The following is a 16938-nucleotide window of genomic DNA, read 5'->3' as shown; positions in this document are numbered from 1 at the left end:
AGCTACCGCACCCGTACCACGCCGGCGCCGTTGTACGAATGGTATTCCGCGTTGTACATCGCGTCGGCATTCACCGGGCCTAGCTTGAAGGTGCCTTTGCTCACGGCGCGGGCCAGGTAGTAGAACGACTTGGGCGTGCCGGTGGCGGTGGTGAACAGGTTGATGCGGTCGTCGCGCACGTCCAGGTAGTCGGGCGTGCTGGCGTCCTTGGCCCAGCTCAGCTCGCGCAGGGCGCCGATGCGCGGGTTCTCGATTTCCAGGCCGGCGGGGAGCAGGTCGGTGATGGCCACGTTCTTCACCTCGCCGGCCGCGTCGGCCGATTCCAGGGTTATTTTCACTACCACCAAGTCGTTCTGGCGGAAGGTGGGCGTGCCCAGCGGCACGCCGTCGCGGTTCAGGAACTGGCGGCGCACCCGCAGGTAGGCGTCTTCTTCCTTCACTTGGCCGCTGGCCGAGACGCCCTCGGTTTCCCAGAAGTAGTAGAGGCTGCCGCTCCCGGCGGCGCGGATGCTCAGGTTGCGGTTGGCCACGTTGCGCAGCGTCAGGTCCTTGCCGGTGAAGCTGCCGGCGGGTTTGCCGTCGAGGGTGAGGGTGGCGGTGGCGGTGCTGGCGGCGTTGCGGCGGGCTATTTTGCCCAGGGCCAGTAGGGCGAAGGCGCGCTCCTGGGTGTTCAGCCAAGGGGCGGCTTTGAGCTGGCGGCTGAGCTGGCGGGCCAGGATGGGCACCTGCGGGTTGTTGGGGTCGGTGGTGGCGAGGGCATTCAGCACCAGGCCCATGTCGCGAATGGGGGAGTAGAACGAGCCGTCGAGGGCGCGCTTGGCGGCGGTTTCGCCCCCGAAGGTGGTGGGCAGCATCCGCCGAAACAGCCGCTGGTTGCCGAGCAGGCTCTGGGTGCAGGCCAGCAGGAACCGGGAGTCCTGGGCCAGCAGGGTGCTGTTGGCTCGGTAGTAGTTCAGGGCCACGGCGTCCTGGCGGCCGGCCAGGGCCAGCACGTAGAGCGAGTAGGCAATTTCCTTGCTGGCGATGGTGCGCTGCCGGGCCAAGTTGTTCACGTCGAAGTACTGATAGGGCTCGGTTTCGCGCTTCTTGAGGCGGAAGGCCAGGTACTTGAGCGTTTTGTCGAGCACCGACTTGTTCACCGCGAAGCCGGCCTGCTGGGCTTCCTGCAGAAAGTGCGCGGCGTAGGCCGTGGCCCACCAGTTGTCGTAGTCGCCGCCGGGCCAGTAGCTCAGGCTGCCGTTGTAAAGCTGCATTGCCTCAATCTTGCGGATGGCTTCCTGCACGTGGTAGTTCGGGTTATAGCGCTGGGCCTTGGCCGCGGTGCCGGTTTTCTGCTGCAAAGTGGCCGCCAAGTCGGCGTAATACAGCTGCGGGAAGGCGGCCGACACGGTTTGCTCCAGGCAGCCGTAGGGGTATTGCAGCAGGTAGCGCAAATCCTTGCTGAACTCCGTGAGCGGCGAGCGGCTCACCACCAGCCGGCTGGTAAGCGAGGCGGGCAGAAAGTCGGTTTTCAGGTTGAGCGGGAGCGTGGCCCCGCCAGCCAGCACGCCGCTGCCAGTGCGCTTTTCGAGCGAGGCGGCGGGGCGAACGGGGAGTTCGATGACTTCAGTGAAGGTTTCTTTTCCAGCTTCAAAATAGACTTTGACAGAAGCATTCCCAATCCTTGGTTTCGCGAATAGCCTGAATACAATCCTCTTCTCTGTTCCAGCTTGAATCTGTGCTGCTTTAGCATCAGCTATGGGTAAAGTCTTGTCAGATATCAGTTCATTGTGGACAATTTCCAAAGGGCTATTGAATAGTTGTTCCCTATTTCCAAGGATGATACCAACCGCCCCATTTATTGCCTGTTTGGTCGTATTTGTCAGCGTTACCGGCACGTCAATCGTGTCGCCCGGACTCATAAACCGCGGCAGCGCCGTCGAAATCACCACTGGGTCAGCCACCTTCATCGTGAACTCGGCTGAGCCGAAGGCATCGTCCTTGTAGGCCACGGCCATGATGCGCAGCGCCCCGCTGAACTGCGGCACGCGCACCCGGTAGCGCACTTTGCCGTCGCCGTCGGCGGTGAGCACGCCGCTCCACTTGGCTACCAGCTTCACGCGGCGGTTGGGCACGGGGTTGGTGCGGCGGGCCAGGTCGGCGGCGTCACCCCCGCTGCTGCTGGTGCCCAGCTCGGGCAGCAGGAACGGGTATACGTCGAAGGCCGCCACTTCCAGGGCGCGCTTCTGGTAGAAGTAGGCGTGGGGGTCGGGCGTCTGATAGTTTTTGAGTTGCAGAATGCCCTCGTCCACCACGGCCAGGGTGAGCTGGGCGCGGGGCGCGGTGGTCAGCTCTATCGTCTGGAAGGTCTGGGAGCGGCTGAGGGCCGGCGCGGCAATGGCCAGGGCCAGGCGTGAATCGGGCTTCTCCACCGTGAGCGGCAGGAAGCCGCGGGCCACGGTGAGGGGTAGGCGGTCGGTGCCGTTGAGGGCGCGCACGGCCGTGGCCGTCACGTACACGTTGGGCACGTGGCCGGCCTTGATGGGAATTTTCACCTCGGCCGCCTTGCCGTCGGTGGTCACGTAGAAGTGGTCGAGCACGTTGGCCCGCTCCACCGTCACCAGGATGCGGCCGGCGAAGGGCGACTTGAGCAGCAGCTTGGCTGTTTCGCCCGGCGCGTAGCTGGCCTTGTCGGCCTCCATGGTCACCGCGCCCTCGTTGTTTACCTCGAAGGAGTTGGACTGCGTATCGCCGTAGCCGTAGGCGTAAAACTGCTGCGTGACGTAGCTGCTGGCCCCCGGCCGGCTCACCCGCACCTCGTACTCGCCCGAGTAGATAGGAGTGAAGCTGAAGCTGCTCGCGGCGCCCACGGCGCGGGTCTGGCTCAGAATGGTCTGCTCGCGGCGCTGCGAGTTGTACACGTAGCGCCCGCCCTGGCGCTCCAGCACGGTTTCCCAGAGCATTCGCACCACCTTCACCTGGGCCTGGGCCGTGGTGGGCCGCCCGGCCGGCGTGAGGGCCAGCAGCTTCACCGCGAGGGCCTGCTTGGTGCCAATCAGCTCGGGCAAGTTGCCGATGCCGAACATCGTGGCCTGGGTCTGCACGTCGAAGGTGGCCAGGCGGTTCACGGGCCGGCCGGTTTCGTCGAACACCGTGGCGAAGGCCACGCCCTCCAGGGTGCCGAGGTCGCGGTAGTCGGGCACGGTGTAGGCGGCCGTGCCGCGGCCGGCGGCGTCGGTCGTGCCCTCGCGCACCGTCTTCTCAAAGCGCGAGGTGAGGGCGCTGCTGCTTTCTTCTCCGTCGCTATTGGTGGTTTTGCGCCGCTCGCCGCTGTTTATCTCGAAGCTGTAATCCGGGTGCTCCTTGGATTGAAACGACTTCTGCTTGAGCGAGAACTCAACCTCAAACTTGCGGTCGGCGGCGGGCGGGCCAAACAGGTTCACGGCCGCGATGGTGGCCGTCACGTCCTGCCCCGGCTTCAGCACGGCGGGGGCGGCCGTCACGGTCACCTTCAGGCGGTCGGGGATGAATTCTTCCACGCTGATTTGGCGTGAGGTCAGCAGCACGTCGTTGCCGGTCAGCACCTCCATCGTGTAGAGGCCGGTCATCACGGTGGGCGGCAGGATGAAGCGGCTCTCGAAGCTGCCCACCGCGCTCAGCTTCTGCTGCAAGCTGCTGTATTCCTTGCCCGTGGGCAGTAGCAGGCGGATTTTCATTGGCAGGCCGGCGGGCGGGCTCTGCCAGTCCTCGGTGCGGATGACGGTATTGGTCCGCACCGTGTCGCCGGGCCGGTACAGGTTGCGGTCGCCGTACAGAAACGCCTGGTAGCGCGCCGCGTTCGAGGTCAGCCCGCCCACCTCAAAGCGCGAGGTTTCGACCCGGCTTTTGGTCAAATCCAGAAACGAAAAGTCGGCGTCCTTCACCGCCGTTACCATGCCCAGCCTGAAGCGCTTCATGCTCGCGGCCGAGTCGAACTGCGCCACGCCCGCCTGGTCGGTCTGCCCCGTGGCTATCACCTGGTTGTTCGAGCTGACCAGGTTCACCGTGACGCCGCTCAGCGGCTGGGCCGTGCGGATGGAGTTGGCAAACACCGTGGTGCCGCCGGTGGCGCCCTGCTTCACAATTAGGCCCACGTCGGTCACGGCCACCAGCTTGCTCACTTGCAGCCACTGGCGCTCGGTGTCCTCTATCCGCACCACGTATAGCCCCTTCATCGGCCCCTGAAATTCCAACTCCTTCAGGTCGAGGGTGAGCAGGCGCAGCCCCGCTTGCTTGGGCAGGCCGTCCACCGAAATGGTGCGCTCCGAAATCACGTTGCCGATGTTCTCGGTGTCGTAGTACTGAAAGCTGCGGTCGATGTATTCGCCGTCCTCGTCGGTGTTCGACTCCCGGGGCTCGTCCTCGTCGTACTGCGGGTAGCCGTACTGCTTCTCGCCGCGCAGCAATTGCTGGATGTTGTTGGCGTAGACCTTTGCTATGGTCACTTTCACTTTCTTCACCTCGTTGATGCGCAGGCCCAGGTTGCGGGCCCCCAGCGCGTCGAGGTACATGGCCTTCTCGGCGCTGGTGAAGCTCAAACTCGGCCGCTCCTCGGCAAACGACACCGACTGGCTAAACGCCTGGGCCAGCGAGCCGCCCAGCAGGCCCCGCGCGCCGGCCGTCAGGCTCACTTGGTAGGTTTTGCCTACCTCGAAGCCGCCGTTCAGGGTAAAGCCACTTTCCAGGGCTTCCACCGAAAAGGCCACCGCGGGCGTCACCTTCAAATTGGCCTGAATGTCGGCCACCGCCACGGGCTGGTTGAGCAGCACCGTCACCACGGGCTGGCCGTTGAGCAGGGCGCCGGTCAGCTCGCGCACTTCCAGGGCGCTCTGGTCGGGGATTTCGGCCTGGGCGGTGAGGGTTTTCTCGGTGGCCTCGGTGCCGTTGGCGGGCTTGAGGCCGGGCGCGATGTCGACCTGCACCGGCGAGCCGGGCCGCACGTCCTGCATGAAGGTCACGGCCACCGTCGCGTCGGGCTCGGCCGAATTGACCTCCACTGCCACCGGCTTGCCGTCCTGGCTCACCCGCAGCCGGGATTTTACATCCGAAGGCCGCACGGGGTAGTTGAACACGAGGTTGGCGCGCAGCTCGGCCGTGCCCGCCGCCCGCCGCGAGCTGCCGTAGAACACCTGCGGCGCCGCCATGCTCAGGTAGGGCGTGTGGAACCGCGAGCGGTTGATGGCCAGCGCCTGCTTGCCACCGGGCAGCGTCGCGGGCCGCAGGTCTGCTTTGAACTTGGTGCTGGGCCGGAAGGGTTCCAGCGGCGAAAAGGTCAGCTCCCGGTCGCCGGTCCACTTGAATTTGCCGCGCACGTTGGGCGAAAACGTGACGAAGCGCGTGGTGTCCCAGTGGTTCAGCTGGGCCTCGTCCACCACTTTCTCATCAAAGGTGAACACGAGGTTGGCGTAGGGGTCGATTTCGTCGCCATCGGTCTCGGCCTGGGCCGTGGCCTGTTCCTGGGCGGTTTTCTTAGCGCATGACGAAGCGGCCAGCAGCACGAGCAGCAGTGGCAGGAAGCGGAAACGAGCCAGCATGGGGAGGGGAGGGAAAAATCCGGCCGGAAGGTAGCGAGAAGCGGCTGCATTGTGGCGCTTTTCTTCCGGTCGGGAGGTACGAATTCGCTCTTTCATGTTCTTGCCTGCCGGGGCGGTAAGGCCAGTCACGCAGCAAATTGCCCCGTCCTCAACGAGTATTTAGGATTGTTAAAAATATTGATTATATTAGATGTAATAAGACATAACCTGCTCAATACGTCTGCAAAAAAGGGGATACGCCGGCCTCATTCACGGCCCGGCAACAGCTGCGCGCTGCCGCGTGGCGCCCGCGAGGGCAGGGTTTGCGAATGCTGATTTTAGACGAGTAACCGCACCGCTTTTCGCCTTTCTATGCAACTGAACGGGTACTTACTACTGGCTTTGCTGTTGCCACTAAGCGCCGTGCCGACGCGAAAAGCCAGCGCACTGCCGCCGCCAAGCCACGGGCGGCCCGCCGCCTGCGCCGTTGCCGATACGCTGCCGGCCCACATTGGGGCCCTGCTGGCCGACACGGTGGCCCCGGCCGGCCACCGCCCCCTGCGCTGGCTCGACGTGCAGGCCACCCGCGCCTTTTACGGCCGGCGCGGCCACGCCCCGGCCTGGAGCGCCGGGCCGCAGCCTAGCTCGGCGGCCCTGGCGGGCCTGGCCCTGCTGCTGCAAGCCGAAGACTACGGCCTGCAACCCGCCAACTACCACGCGCCGGCCCTGCGGGCGCTGGCCAACCAGCTGGCCGAGCCTGACTCGACCACCTGCCGCCTGCTGCCCCAGGCCCGTTTCGAGGTGCTGCTCACCGATGGCCTGCTGCAATTTGCGCGGCACCTGCGTCGGGGCCAGTTGCGCCAAACCACGCCCTCGCCGCTGGAGCAAGCGGATTCGCTGTTTGAACCGGCCGCTTGGGTGGCCGGCGCGCTGGCGGCCCCCGACTTTGCCGCGGCGCTGCTGGGCTGCCAGCCCCCGCAGCGCGAGTACCAGCAGCTGCAGCGGGCGCTGGCCCGCTGGCGGCGGCGCCCGGTCGGGCGCGACTCGGTGGCCCGGCGGGAGCGGGCGCAGCAGTTGGCCCTCACGCTGGAGCGCTGGCGCTGGACGGCCATCCCTGCCTCCGACTCCGACTACGTGCTGGTGAACCTGCCGGCCTACGCCCTCGAAGTGGTGCGCGGCGGCCGCGTGCGGCAAACCCACCGCCTCGTCATCGGCAAGCCCGAAAGCCCCACGCCCACGCTCAGCAGCCAGCTCAAAGTTTTCACGCTCTCGCCCGAGTGGCGCGTGCCCCACAGCATCGCCACCAAGGAGCTGCTGCCCCAACTACGCGAAAGTCCCCGGTACGCCATCGACAATAACTACGTCATTTACGACGCCCAGGGGCAGCCCGTGAACCCCCGCGCCGTGGATTGGTGGGACGTGCGGCCCGACCGGTTCCGCTACACCATCCGGCAGAATCCCGGGCAGGGCAACGCGCTGGGCACGGTCATCTTTCGCTTCGCCAACCCCTACGAGGTGTACATGCACGCCACGTCCCGGCCCCGCGACTTCACCCAGGCTTACCGGGCGCTGGGCCACGGCTGCATGCGCGTGGAGCGGCCGCTGCGGCTGGCCGCTTTCCTGCTGGGGGCCGACAGCACCCTGGCCATGCTGCCCCCCGAGCCCGCTCCCAAAGCCATTAAAGGCGCCCGCAAGGCCGCGCCTGCTGCCGCGTCGCGCCCGCGCCGCGTGGTGCTGCCCCGGCCGGTGGCGCTGCACGTGCGCTACGCCACCTGCGCCGTGGTGGGTGGGCAGCTGCGCTTCTACCCCGACGTGTACGAGCAGGACGAGGCCCTGCGCGCGCAGTTGTTCGGGCCCCGTCCGCCCGCAACCGAGCCCGCGCGCGACGCGCCGACCCGGCCGGCGGCGGTGCTGGCGGCCCGGCGCGGCCCGGCCACGCCGTGAAGGGGCATAAACTGGGAGCGGGGGCGTCGTCACCCCCGCAGGCGCGTGCTCACAAAGCGGCCCGGGGCCTGCGGTTTACCGGGGCTAGTCAGATGCTGTAAATCAGCTAATACGTCGGTTTTGGGGGCCTTGTACATTTTGAAAGCAGTTAAAAGTTGAGAGTTAAAAGTTAAAATGCTGTTTGCCTCAGACCTTAACCTTTAACTCCGTGCATGGCACGTGAAACTGCTTTAAGCCGCGAGCAAGCAGGTCGAAGCCAGGGAGGAGTCTTAAAAACCGGCCTGTTTGAGCGGCTCGGCAGCAGCACCCAACGCACGCCGGCAAGCCGCAGGGACGCAGGCCTGAACGGGCCCTGGACCAATCGGTGCGCCCGCCGGGGAACATAAAGTTGGCAACGCCGTAGCACCGAATCCACTGTCATCACTGATGTCTGATTTCGCCGCCTTTTTCATCGACCAGGCGGAAGCCAGCTCGCACGTCCAGTTTGTGTACGACCTCGTGGCCTGCCGCTTCGTGTTTGTCAACGCCGCCTACCAGCAGGTGCTGCGCGGCACGCTGGGGCAGGAAAATAAAGAGCTGCCCGCCCTGCTGCAGCGCCTCCACCCCGACGACCTGGCCTACGTGGCCCTGTACTGGGAAAAGTGGACGCAGGGCCAGATGACCGACGAAGTGGAAGTCCGCCTGCAAAGCCCCGGCCAGCCCCATCAGTGGTTTTGCCTCACCCCGTACTACCAGCGCGACGCCCGCGGCCGCGTGCTGCTGGGCGGCACGCTGCGCGACGTGAGCGTGATGAAGCGGTACCAGGAAAACGCCGACCTCTTCAATAGCCGCAAAAACGCCACCTTGGAAATCCTCTCGCACGACCTGAGCGGGGCTTTTATCATGGTGCAGCAAATCGCGGAATACCTGGGCGAGGAGATGCCCGTGCCGGTCAACGGCCAGGTGGCGCAGATGCTACGCCTGCTCGAAACCACCAGCCACGACAGCGTGAAGATGATTCGGGAGCTCATCAACCTCGAATTTCTGACCTCGGCCAACAGCGACCTCAAGGTAAACCGGGTCGATGTCGGGGCCGTCCTGCGCGTGCCGCTCGACCAACTGCAGACCGGGCAGCGGCTGCTGGGCCACCACTTCCAGTATTCGTTGCCCGCCGAGCCGATATACGCCAATCTGGACGTCAACAAATTCACCCAGGTGCTCATCAACCTGGTGAGCAACGCCCTGAAATTCACCCCCGACGAGGGCCACGTGGCCGTTCACGTCGAGCCGGGCCCCGACTGCGTGCGCATCCACGTCGTGGACGACGGCATTGGGATTGCGCCGGCCATGCAGCCGTACTTGTTCGAGCGGTTCACCAAGGCCCGGCGGCCGGGGCTGCGGGGCGAAACCACCACCGGCCTGGGCCTGGCGCTGTGCAAAACCATCGTGGAGTGGCACCACGGCAGCATTTCCGTCGAAAGCACGCCGGACAAAGGCACCACCTTTACGGTGGAAATCCCGCGCTCGGAGGCCCTGGGCCGCCACGTTCCGGTGGGGCTGGTCGAAACCAAAAAGTGAAAAGCCGGGCCCCGCGGCCCGGGCGCCGCGGGTGCATCTTTGCCCCATGCTGTCGCACCCGCACGAAGTCTTTCTCGAAGTGGCCCAGCGGCTGAGCTTCACCAAGGCCGGCCAGGCGCTGTTCATTAGCCAGTCGGCGGTGAGCAAGCAGGTGAAGGCCTTGGAGGAGCACTACAAAACCGGCTTGTTTGAACGGCTGGGCAGCAGCATTCAGCTCACCCCGGCGGGCCTGAAGCTGTACCAGAAGCTGCTGCAGGCCAAGCAGCTGCAGCAGGAGCTGCACCAGGAGATGAGCGCGCTCAGCACCGAGTTTGCGCCGACGCTGCACCTGGTCATTGGGGCCAGCACCACCATTTCGCTCTACGTGCTGCCGCCCGTGGTGTCGGCCTACCTGCGCCGCCACCCCAACCGCCAGCTCAGCCTCAAAAACCGCAATTCCGACAACATCCTGCGCGCTCTGCTCGACCACGAAATTGAGCTGGGCATCATCGAGGGCATCCACAAAGTGAGCAACGTGACCTACACGCCCCTGCTCACCGACGACGTGGTGGCCGTGTGCGCCGCCCACAACCCGCTCGAACACCGGACCTTGGAAGTGCCCGACCTGCTCACCACGCCGCTGGCCCTGCGCGAGGCCGGCTCCGGCACCCTGGCCGTGCTGGAAGAAGCCCTGGCCCGGCACCGCATCAAGCTGGCCGCCCTGCCGGTGCGCGTGCGCCTGGGCGGCACCGAGGCCCTTAAAAACTTCGTGCGCGTCGACACCTGCCTGGCCTTCCTGCCCCGGCAGGCGGTGATTAAGGAGCTGGCCTCGGGCGAATTCGTAGAAGTCAAAATCAAGAATTTCCCCCTGAAGCGGCAGTTCAATTTCATCCAGCGCAAGGGCACGGAGAACAACGCGCCCTACAAAGATTTTCTGCTTTTCACCAAGCGCTACTATGCTGATAAGGCATAGGCTATTCCAAAATCCCATCCCCAACAGGCATACCGCGGCCAGGGGCATCCCGTACTTTGCGGCATGAAACTGGTAGCCTCTGAATCCCTCTCGCGGTTGGTCGCGCTGCGTTGCTCGGCGTGCGGCACTGCTCACTCGGCCTTCGATTTGCAGCGCGTCTCGGCCTGTTGCAGCCTGCCGCTAGTGGCCGACTACGACCTGCGCGAGCCCCTCGGCCGCGACGTCATCGACCAGGCCGATTCGTCCATGTGGCGCTACGGGGCCCTGCTGCCGCTGCTGCGCGACGACCACAAAGTGACCCTGGGCGAAGGCATGACCCCCCTGCTGAGTCTGCCGCGCCTGGCCGCGCGCCATGAGCTGCCCTCCCTGCTGCTGAAGGACGAAGGCCAAAATCCCACCGGCTCGTTCAAAGCGCGCGGCCTGAGCATGGCCGTGTCCAAGGCCAAGGAGCTGGGCGTGGCCGGCTGCATCATCCCCACGGCCGGCAACGCGGGCGTGGCCCTGGCCGCCTACTGCGCCCGCGCTGGCCTCAAAGCCGTGGTGGTGATGCCCCGCCACACCCCGCAGGCGTTTAAAGAAGAATGCTACTGGTACGGCGCCGAGGTCGAACTGGTGGATGGCCTCATCAGCGACTGCGGGGCCCGCGTGCGCCAGCGCAATGCCGACGGCGCCCTGCTCGACATCTCGACCCTGAAGGAGCCCTACCGCCTCGAAGGCAAGAAAACCATGGGCTACGAAATCGCCGAGCAGCTCGGCTGGACCCTGCCCGACGTGCTGCTCTACCCCGCCGGCGGCGGCACGGGCCTCATCGGCATCTGGAAGGCATTCCAGGAAATGCGGGCCCTGGGCTGGCTGGCACCCGGTGTGGCCCTGCCGCGCATGGTGGCCGTGCAGGCCGAAAATTGCTGCCCGCTGCTCGAAACCTACGAAGGACGCCAGGCCAACTGCCACGCCTACCAGGGCCGCGCCACCCTGGCCAACGGCCTGGCCGTGCCCCACCCGCTGGGCGAAAGCCTGATGCTGCGCGTGCTGCGTGAGTCCAGCGGCACGGTAGTAAGCGTGAGCGAGGAAGATATGCTAACCGGTATGCGCGACCTCGGCCACCAGGAAGGCTTGTTCGTGGCGCCCGAGGGCGGGGCCGTGTGGATGGCCGCCCGCCAGCTATTGGCCACCGGCTGGCTGCGGCGCGACGAGAAAGTGCTGCTCCTGAACACCGGCAACGGCCAGAAGTACATGGAGAACGTAGCCGGCCGCGCCGTCCGGTAGTTTCTGCTGGCGCGCGACAGCAGCAGCCGCCTACCCACGCCACCACCCACGCCACCAACCCATTCCTGAACGGCTTCAATACCTTTGCGCCACCCCGGCACCGGAGTCACTGGCGCCGGGGTAGCTTCGTTTTATGCGCTGCCGGCTGGCTGCCCTCATTAACTTTTCTGCTTCTTGATTTCTGGAATTTCTCCCGAGCGGAGTGGGGCGGTTCCGGCCACTTTCCCCATCGCGCTGCTGTGCTTGTCCAGCAGCTGGGGCGGCCTGGAGCTGAACACCGTGCGCTTTGCCAGCTGGATGCAGCAGCGGGGCTGGCCCGTCCAGGTCATCACGCTGCCGGACTCGCCCATCGCGGCCCGGGCCGCGGAACTGGGCTTGCCGGTGGCCGTGCTGCGCAACCCCTGGAAAGCCGCCGACCTGCCCGCGGCCGGCCACCTGGTCGGGGCGCTGCGCGGCTCCGGCGCCCGGGCGCTCATCGTCACCCGCAACGGCGACCTGGGGCTGGCCGTGCTCTGCAAAACGCTGTGGCTGCCCGCGCTCCGGCTGGTCTACCAGCAGCACATGCAGCTGGGCCTGACCCGGCGCGGCCTCATCCATACCCTGCGTTACCGTGCGCTGGATGCGTGGCTGTCGCCGCTGCGGCGGCTGGCCGCCGAAGTGCTCGAAAAAACCCACTTGCCCGCCGCCCGCCTGCACGTGGTGCCCCTGGGCATCGAGCTGGAAAAATTTGCTCATTCTGGTCTGACTCAGGCCCGGGCGCGGGAGCAGCTGGAATTGAACTTGCCAGCCGGCGCCGTGCTCCTCGGGCTGATTGGCCGTTTCGACGACGGGAAGGGGCAGGACTTCGTGGTGGAAACCCTGGCGATGCTGCGCCGCCGGTACCCGCAGCTGCACCTGCTGCTGGTGGGCGAGCCGACGCGCAACGAGGGCAATGCCTACCGCGAGGCGGTGCTGGCCCGCGTGCGGGCGCTGGGCCTGGCCGCCGCGGTGCACGTGCGCGCGTTCACGCCCACCCCCGAGGTGGCCTACCGGGCCCTCGATATTTCCCTCACCGCCTCCACCAACGAAACCTACGGCATGGTCACCATCGAAGCCCTGGCCACCGGGCTGCCGGTAGTGGCGTCCGCCACCGGCGGCACCCTCGAAATCGTGGCCGACGGCCGCACGGGGCTACTATTTCCCCTGCGCGACGAGGTGGCTTTTGCCGCGGTTATCGAGCAGCTGCTGCGGCGGCCGGACTTCGCCGCACGGCTGGGCCAGCAGGGGCAGGCCGAGGCCCTGGCTACCTATTCCCACCACCGCCAGTGCGAGCTGACGGAGCAGGTACTGCACGATTTGGTCACAAAATCACTCGGGAAATAAACAGCCCAAGCTGCGCTATCGCGGCAACTTGCCGGGTGGAAACCGCACAAGCACTTCGCGCAACTGCTCGTTGCTCACATCGGCCAGCTCCACTTTTTTTAAGTAGCCATCAGGTGGCGGAAGTAGCCGGTTCGGTTCTGCCACCACCCACCCGGGCCTGGCCGAACGGGCACTGGTCCAGCACCACGCAGCGGGCGCAGGCGGGCGAATGGAAATAGCAGCACTTCTGCCCGTGGTACATGAAAGCCTCGTGGTGGTCATACACCTGCTGGGCATCCCAATCGGCCGGTAAAAAAGCGGCCAGCAGTCTGTGGGCTGCGTTTTCCGTCACCTTCGGCCCAATCAGGTCCAGGCGCTGGGCCACGCGGTGGTGGTGGCTGTCGACGGGCATGGCCGGGATGCGCAGCGAGCTGAATAGCAGGGTGGCGGCGCTGGTCTTGGGCCCCACGCCGCTGATGCTTTCCAGCCACGCCCGGGCTTCGGCCACGGGCATTCCGGCCAGGAAATCTAGGGCGCAGGGCGCGTCGGTGCCGCAGCGCTGGGTGATTTCGCGCAGCACGGCCTGGATGCGCGGCGCCTTTTGCTCGGGCCAGGTGCAGGCGCGCAGGGCGTGCTGCACGGCCTCGGTGGGCGCGTCGCGCACAGCATCCCAGGTCGGAAACGTGGCTCGCAGCTCTTGGTAGGCCCGGTGCGAGTCGGCGTTTTTGGTGCGGTGCGAAAGCAGGGCGCTGATTAGCTCGCTCAGCGGGTCCTTGGTGCTGAAAAACGGGAACGGCGCATCGTACTCGGCGCACAGCCGCGCGTGCACCAGCAGTGCCTTGGCCTGCCGGGCGGTAAATTCAGGAGCCAGGGTTTCGGCAGGAATGAGCACAGCGGCAGGTTTCATCCCTAGCCTACGCACATGACCGGAACGATGTTTTACGCTGCGCTTAATGAGGAATGAAAAATGAGAAATGAGGAATTATGGCAGACAGGGCCAAACTTCCTCACTCCTCACTCCTCATTAAGCGCAGCGTCACCTCCCCGCGTTGTACAGGGCAATGGCCTGGCGCTGGTTGCTGGCTTGCTTGCCCTGCAGCACCACGGGAATGATGAGGATTGGAATGGCCGCGTAAATCAGGGGCGAAACGCTGCGGCCGCCCTCGGTGGGGCGCAAGGACTGGAGCAGGCCGTACACCAGCAGGCCGCCGCCTACCACGTAGCTCGCAACGGTGGCTTGCTGGTAGCGCTGCGACTCGGCCAGCAGCTGCTGGGCGCCGGCGTTGTCGCTGGTGGCCAGCATCAGGTTCCGGGCGCTCAGGCTTTGAATGGGGCCATTGTCCTTGGAGAAGTACTCGGTTTTGACGGTGCGGTAGCCCCCGCCGTAGGGGTAGCCTCCGAACCCCCCGCCACCGTAGCCGTAGCCCCCGTAGCCAGGGTAGCCAAACCCACCCGGGCCCGAGTTGTACTGCGAAGAAGTAATGGAATACAGGCTGATGCGCCCGGTTTTGTCGCGCCGCAGCGTGCTCTCGCGCGACGAGCCGGGCAGCGTGGTGCGCACGTAGTGGCCCGATTCATCCTCGTAAAACCCGACTTCGGCCAGCTCAAACTTGCGCTGCCCATCCAGCAGCAGGTAGGAACGACCAAACAGCGGGCTCTTCGTTTCCACATCGGAGGCGCTGTAAACCATGCCGTTTTTCAACCCCACCTGGAAGCGGGCGGGGCGGGTGTTGGTGCCCGGCAACTGGCCCGCGGGCGTGGGCGCGTACACCGGGGCCGGGGCCGCCACTGGGCCGGGCTGCGGCGTGGCCACCGTGGCGCGCCGGGCGGTGTCGCGCGGGGCCCCGGGCACGGTTTCGAGCTGGCGCGGGGCCGGGGCCGGGGTTGGCCGGGCAGGAGCGGGCAGGGCGGGCGGCGCGCCTAGTTGGCGCGGGCCGTCGTCCTGTGCCCGGGCCGCGCGGCCTGCGAGCAAAGCCAGGAGTAGCGCCGGGAGAAGAACGGGGAGTTTCATAGAAAAAGGCGGCAATACGAACGTTGAGGCCGAGCAAGGTACCAACGCCGGGCAAATTAAGCCAAACCAAGTTCGCGAAGCCCACCGCGGGCCTTTTGCGTCCCGTCGTTGCCCGATGACGGATAACCGGCATGGCCGCCGCCGGGCAACGACGGGACGCAAAATATTGCGCCTCAACCGCGTTCAAGCTGTTCAGCCTGCGCGGATTAGGGAACCACTGTAAATTGCCTAGCCGCGGCTTTGCCGTTGGTTAGCGCGCTACTTGAGCAGCTTTTCCAGCAGGCTCAGGCTGTCCGAAAGGTCGGTGCCGGATTCAAAATCCAGGGGCTTGAGAATGTAGCCGCTCACGCCCAGGCTGTCGGTGCTCAGTCGGTCCACGTCCATGCTCGACGTAGTGGTGATGAACACCGGAATGTGGTGAAATTCGGGGTTGCCGCGCAATTCGGCCAGAAACTCGTGCCCGTTCATGCGGGGCATGTTCAAATCGAGCAGGATGACCTCGGGCAGCGGCCGGATGGCCTCGGCGCCGTTGCGGCCCAGCAGCAGGTCCAGGGCCTCCTCGCCGTTGAAAGCGGTGTGCAACTGGTGCGGGATGTTGAACTTGGCGAACGACTTTTCCGCCGTCATGGTGTCAAAAATATCGTCCTCGACTAGTAAAACTGAACGCATGAAATAGGGGATAAAACGGGTAAGCGCACGGTCGTGCGGCGTAAAAGTTGCTAAGGCGAATAAGCCCAAAATCCATCAGATGGGTTCCCGGCGTCAGAGGTTTATTTTGGCCAGGTAAAAATAAACCCAGCCCCCTGCCCCGGCACCGATTCCACGCGAATGCTGCCGTGGTGTTCGTCGATGATTTTCTGCACGATGCTCAGGCCAATGCCCGTGCTTTCGGCCGTGTGCCGGTCGCGCAGCGTCTGAAACAGCAAGAATATCTTCTGGTGGTATTCCGGCGCGATGCCCGGCCCGTCGTCCTGCACCCGGAACTCGTAGTAGCGGCCGTTTTCGTGACACGTCACCTCCAGGTGGCCGGCCCCGCGCTGGTGGTACTTCACGGCGTTGCCGAGCAAGTTGGTGAACACCTGCTGCAGGCCCAGCCGGTCGGTGACGAAGGCCGGCATCCCGGGCCCGATGCGCAGGGTGAAGTCGGGCGGCACCACCAGCTCGGCCACTTCGCCCAGCAGCTGGCTCACGTCCACGGTCGTCGGGGGCTGGGCGGTGCGGCCCACCCGGGCGTAGGTCAGCAGGCCGTTTATCAGGTCCTCCAGGCGGCTCAGGCGGCCCTTCATTTGGTCGAGGTAGGTGCGCAGCTGGGGCGAAAGCTCGGCGTTCAGCTCTTCCTCAATCCACTTCACGATGGTGGTGACGCCCCGCAGGGGCGCCTTCAGGTCGTGCGAGGCCACGTAGGCGAACTGGTCCAGCTCCTGGTTGCGCTTCTCCAAAGCGCTGAAGCTGGCGTCCAGCGTTTGGGTCATGCGGTTGAGCGACAGCGCCAGGCCGCCCAGGTTGTCGTTCTCAAAATCGGTGATTTTTACGCTGTAATCCCCCTGCACTACTTGCTCGGCCAGGGCCCGAATCTGGGCAATGCGCCGGCCGACTTCCGCGTTGATGTCCGCCAATTCGCTCTGCAGGCGGCGGTTGTCGGCCAGCTCCTTCACGATTTTGGTCACCAGCCACACCACAATCAGCACCGCCAGCACCGCCGACACCAGCACCACGATGGGCGTGGCTTTTTGAAACACGTCCTGCAGGGCGCTGCGCTGGGCCAGCTGCGCCATCTCCTGCACCTGAATGCGGTCGTAGAGCAAGCGCACCTGCCGCAGGGTCTGGCGGTCGGTGTCGAGCAGGGTTTGCATGGCCGACTTGCTGACCGACTTGTCGATTTCGGTCAGCGGGCGCAGGATGCGAAACTCCTGCTCCACCAGCGCGCGCAGCGAGTCGAGGCGGGCTTGCTGGGCGGGGTTTTCGGCCGTGAGGTCGTCGAGGCGGGCCAGGCTGGCGGGCAGCTGCCCGGTGGCCATGCTGTAGGGGCGCAGGTACAGCGTATCGCCGGTGAGCAGGTAGCCCCGCGTGCCGGCCTGGGCGTCCTTGAGCACGGCCGTCACGTTGGCTACTTCCTGCATCACCTGGTAGGTGTGCTCCACGCGCTCGGTCTGAATGCTCAGGCCGCGGATGCTCCAGAACGAGGCCGAGGCAGTGAGCAGCAGGATGCCCACGGCCACGGCAAAGCCCACAATGATTTTGGTGTCGGTTTTTGCAGCCATGGACTGCGAAGGTAGTGGCCCGCCCGACGCCGACGCTCGGGCCGGGGGCGGCCCCGCGGGGCGGCCCGTATCTTC

10 protein-coding genes are annotated in these 16938 nt (G+C 65.6%); 5 read left to right on the top strand and 5 right to left on the bottom strand.

Going from position 1 to position 16938, the window contains the following annotated elements:
- Positions 1-2: 2 nt before the first annotated feature.
- The gene (locus RMO51_RS15905) at positions 3-5552 is read right to left on the bottom strand and encodes an MG2 domain-containing protein (protein ID WP_310396252.1); all 5550 of its coding nucleotides are present in this window, start codon (positions 5550-5552) and stop codon (positions 3-5) included.
- Between the two features lie 351 nt (positions 5553-5903).
- On the opposite strand from RMO51_RS15905, the gene RMO51_RS15900 reads away from it, so the two are divergent.
- The 5 genes from RMO51_RS15900 to RMO51_RS15880 all read left to right on the top strand — a co-directional run bounded on the left by RMO51_RS15900 (position 5904) and on the right by RMO51_RS15880 (position 12612).
- Entirely contained in the window at positions 5904-7475 is a 1572-nt protein-coding gene (locus tag RMO51_RS15900) for a L,D-transpeptidase family protein (protein WP_310396251.1), read from the top strand.
- 426 nt (positions 7476-7901) lie between these two features.
- The gene (locus RMO51_RS15895; protein ID WP_310396249.1) at positions 7902-9032 is read left to right on the top strand and encodes an ATP-binding protein; all 1131 of its coding nucleotides are present in this window, start codon (positions 7902-7904) and stop codon (positions 9030-9032) included.
- 46 nt (positions 9033-9078) lie between these two features.
- Positions 9079-9984, top strand: coding sequence for a LysR family transcriptional regulator (locus RMO51_RS15890; protein WP_310396248.1), 906 nt, complete (start codon positions 9079-9081; stop codon positions 9982-9984).
- A gap of 63 nt (positions 9985-10047) precedes the next feature.
- Positions 10048-11250 (top strand): threonine synthase, encoded by a 1203-nt coding sequence (locus tag RMO51_RS15885; RefSeq protein WP_310396247.1) that lies wholly within the window; start codon positions 10048-10050, stop codon positions 11248-11250.
- A gap of 174 nt (positions 11251-11424) precedes the next feature.
- Positions 11425-12612 (top strand): glycosyltransferase family 4 protein, encoded by a 1188-nt coding sequence (locus RMO51_RS15880; protein WP_310396246.1) that lies wholly within the window; start codon positions 11425-11427, stop codon positions 12610-12612.
- A 109-nt stretch (positions 12613-12721) separates the two neighbouring features.
- On the opposite strand, the gene nth is transcribed toward RMO51_RS15880, so the two are convergent.
- The 4 genes from nth to RMO51_RS15860 form a co-directional block, all read right to left on the bottom strand.
- Positions 12722-13498: a Fe-S cluster assembly protein HesB gene (nth, locus tag RMO51_RS15875; protein ID WP_310396245.1), complete on the bottom strand. Its 777-nt coding sequence runs from the start codon at positions 13496-13498 to the stop codon at positions 12722-12724.
- Between the two features lie 129 nt (positions 13499-13627).
- Positions 13628-14602, bottom strand: a complete 975-nt coding sequence (locus RMO51_RS15870) for a hypothetical protein (protein WP_310396244.1) — start codon at positions 14600-14602, stop codon at positions 13628-13630.
- Between the two features lie 258 nt (positions 14603-14860).
- The gene (locus tag RMO51_RS15865) at positions 14861-15271 is read right to left on the bottom strand and encodes a response regulator (protein ID WP_310396243.1); all 411 of its coding nucleotides are present in this window, start codon (positions 15269-15271) and stop codon (positions 14861-14863) included.
- Between the two features lie 101 nt (positions 15272-15372).
- On the bottom strand, positions 15373-16863 hold the full coding sequence (locus RMO51_RS15860) for an ATP-binding protein (RefSeq protein ID WP_310396242.1): 1491 nt from the start codon (positions 16861-16863) through the stop codon (positions 15373-15375).
- Between the last annotated feature and the right edge of the window lie 75 nt (positions 16864-16938).

This window comes from Hymenobacter sp. (assembly GCF_031398885.1).
Lineage (GTDB): Bacteria > Bacteroidota > Bacteroidia > Cytophagales > Hymenobacteraceae > Hymenobacter.
Note: the sequence above shows the minus strand (reverse complement) of the source record. Positions and strands in the feature narration are given on the sequence as shown.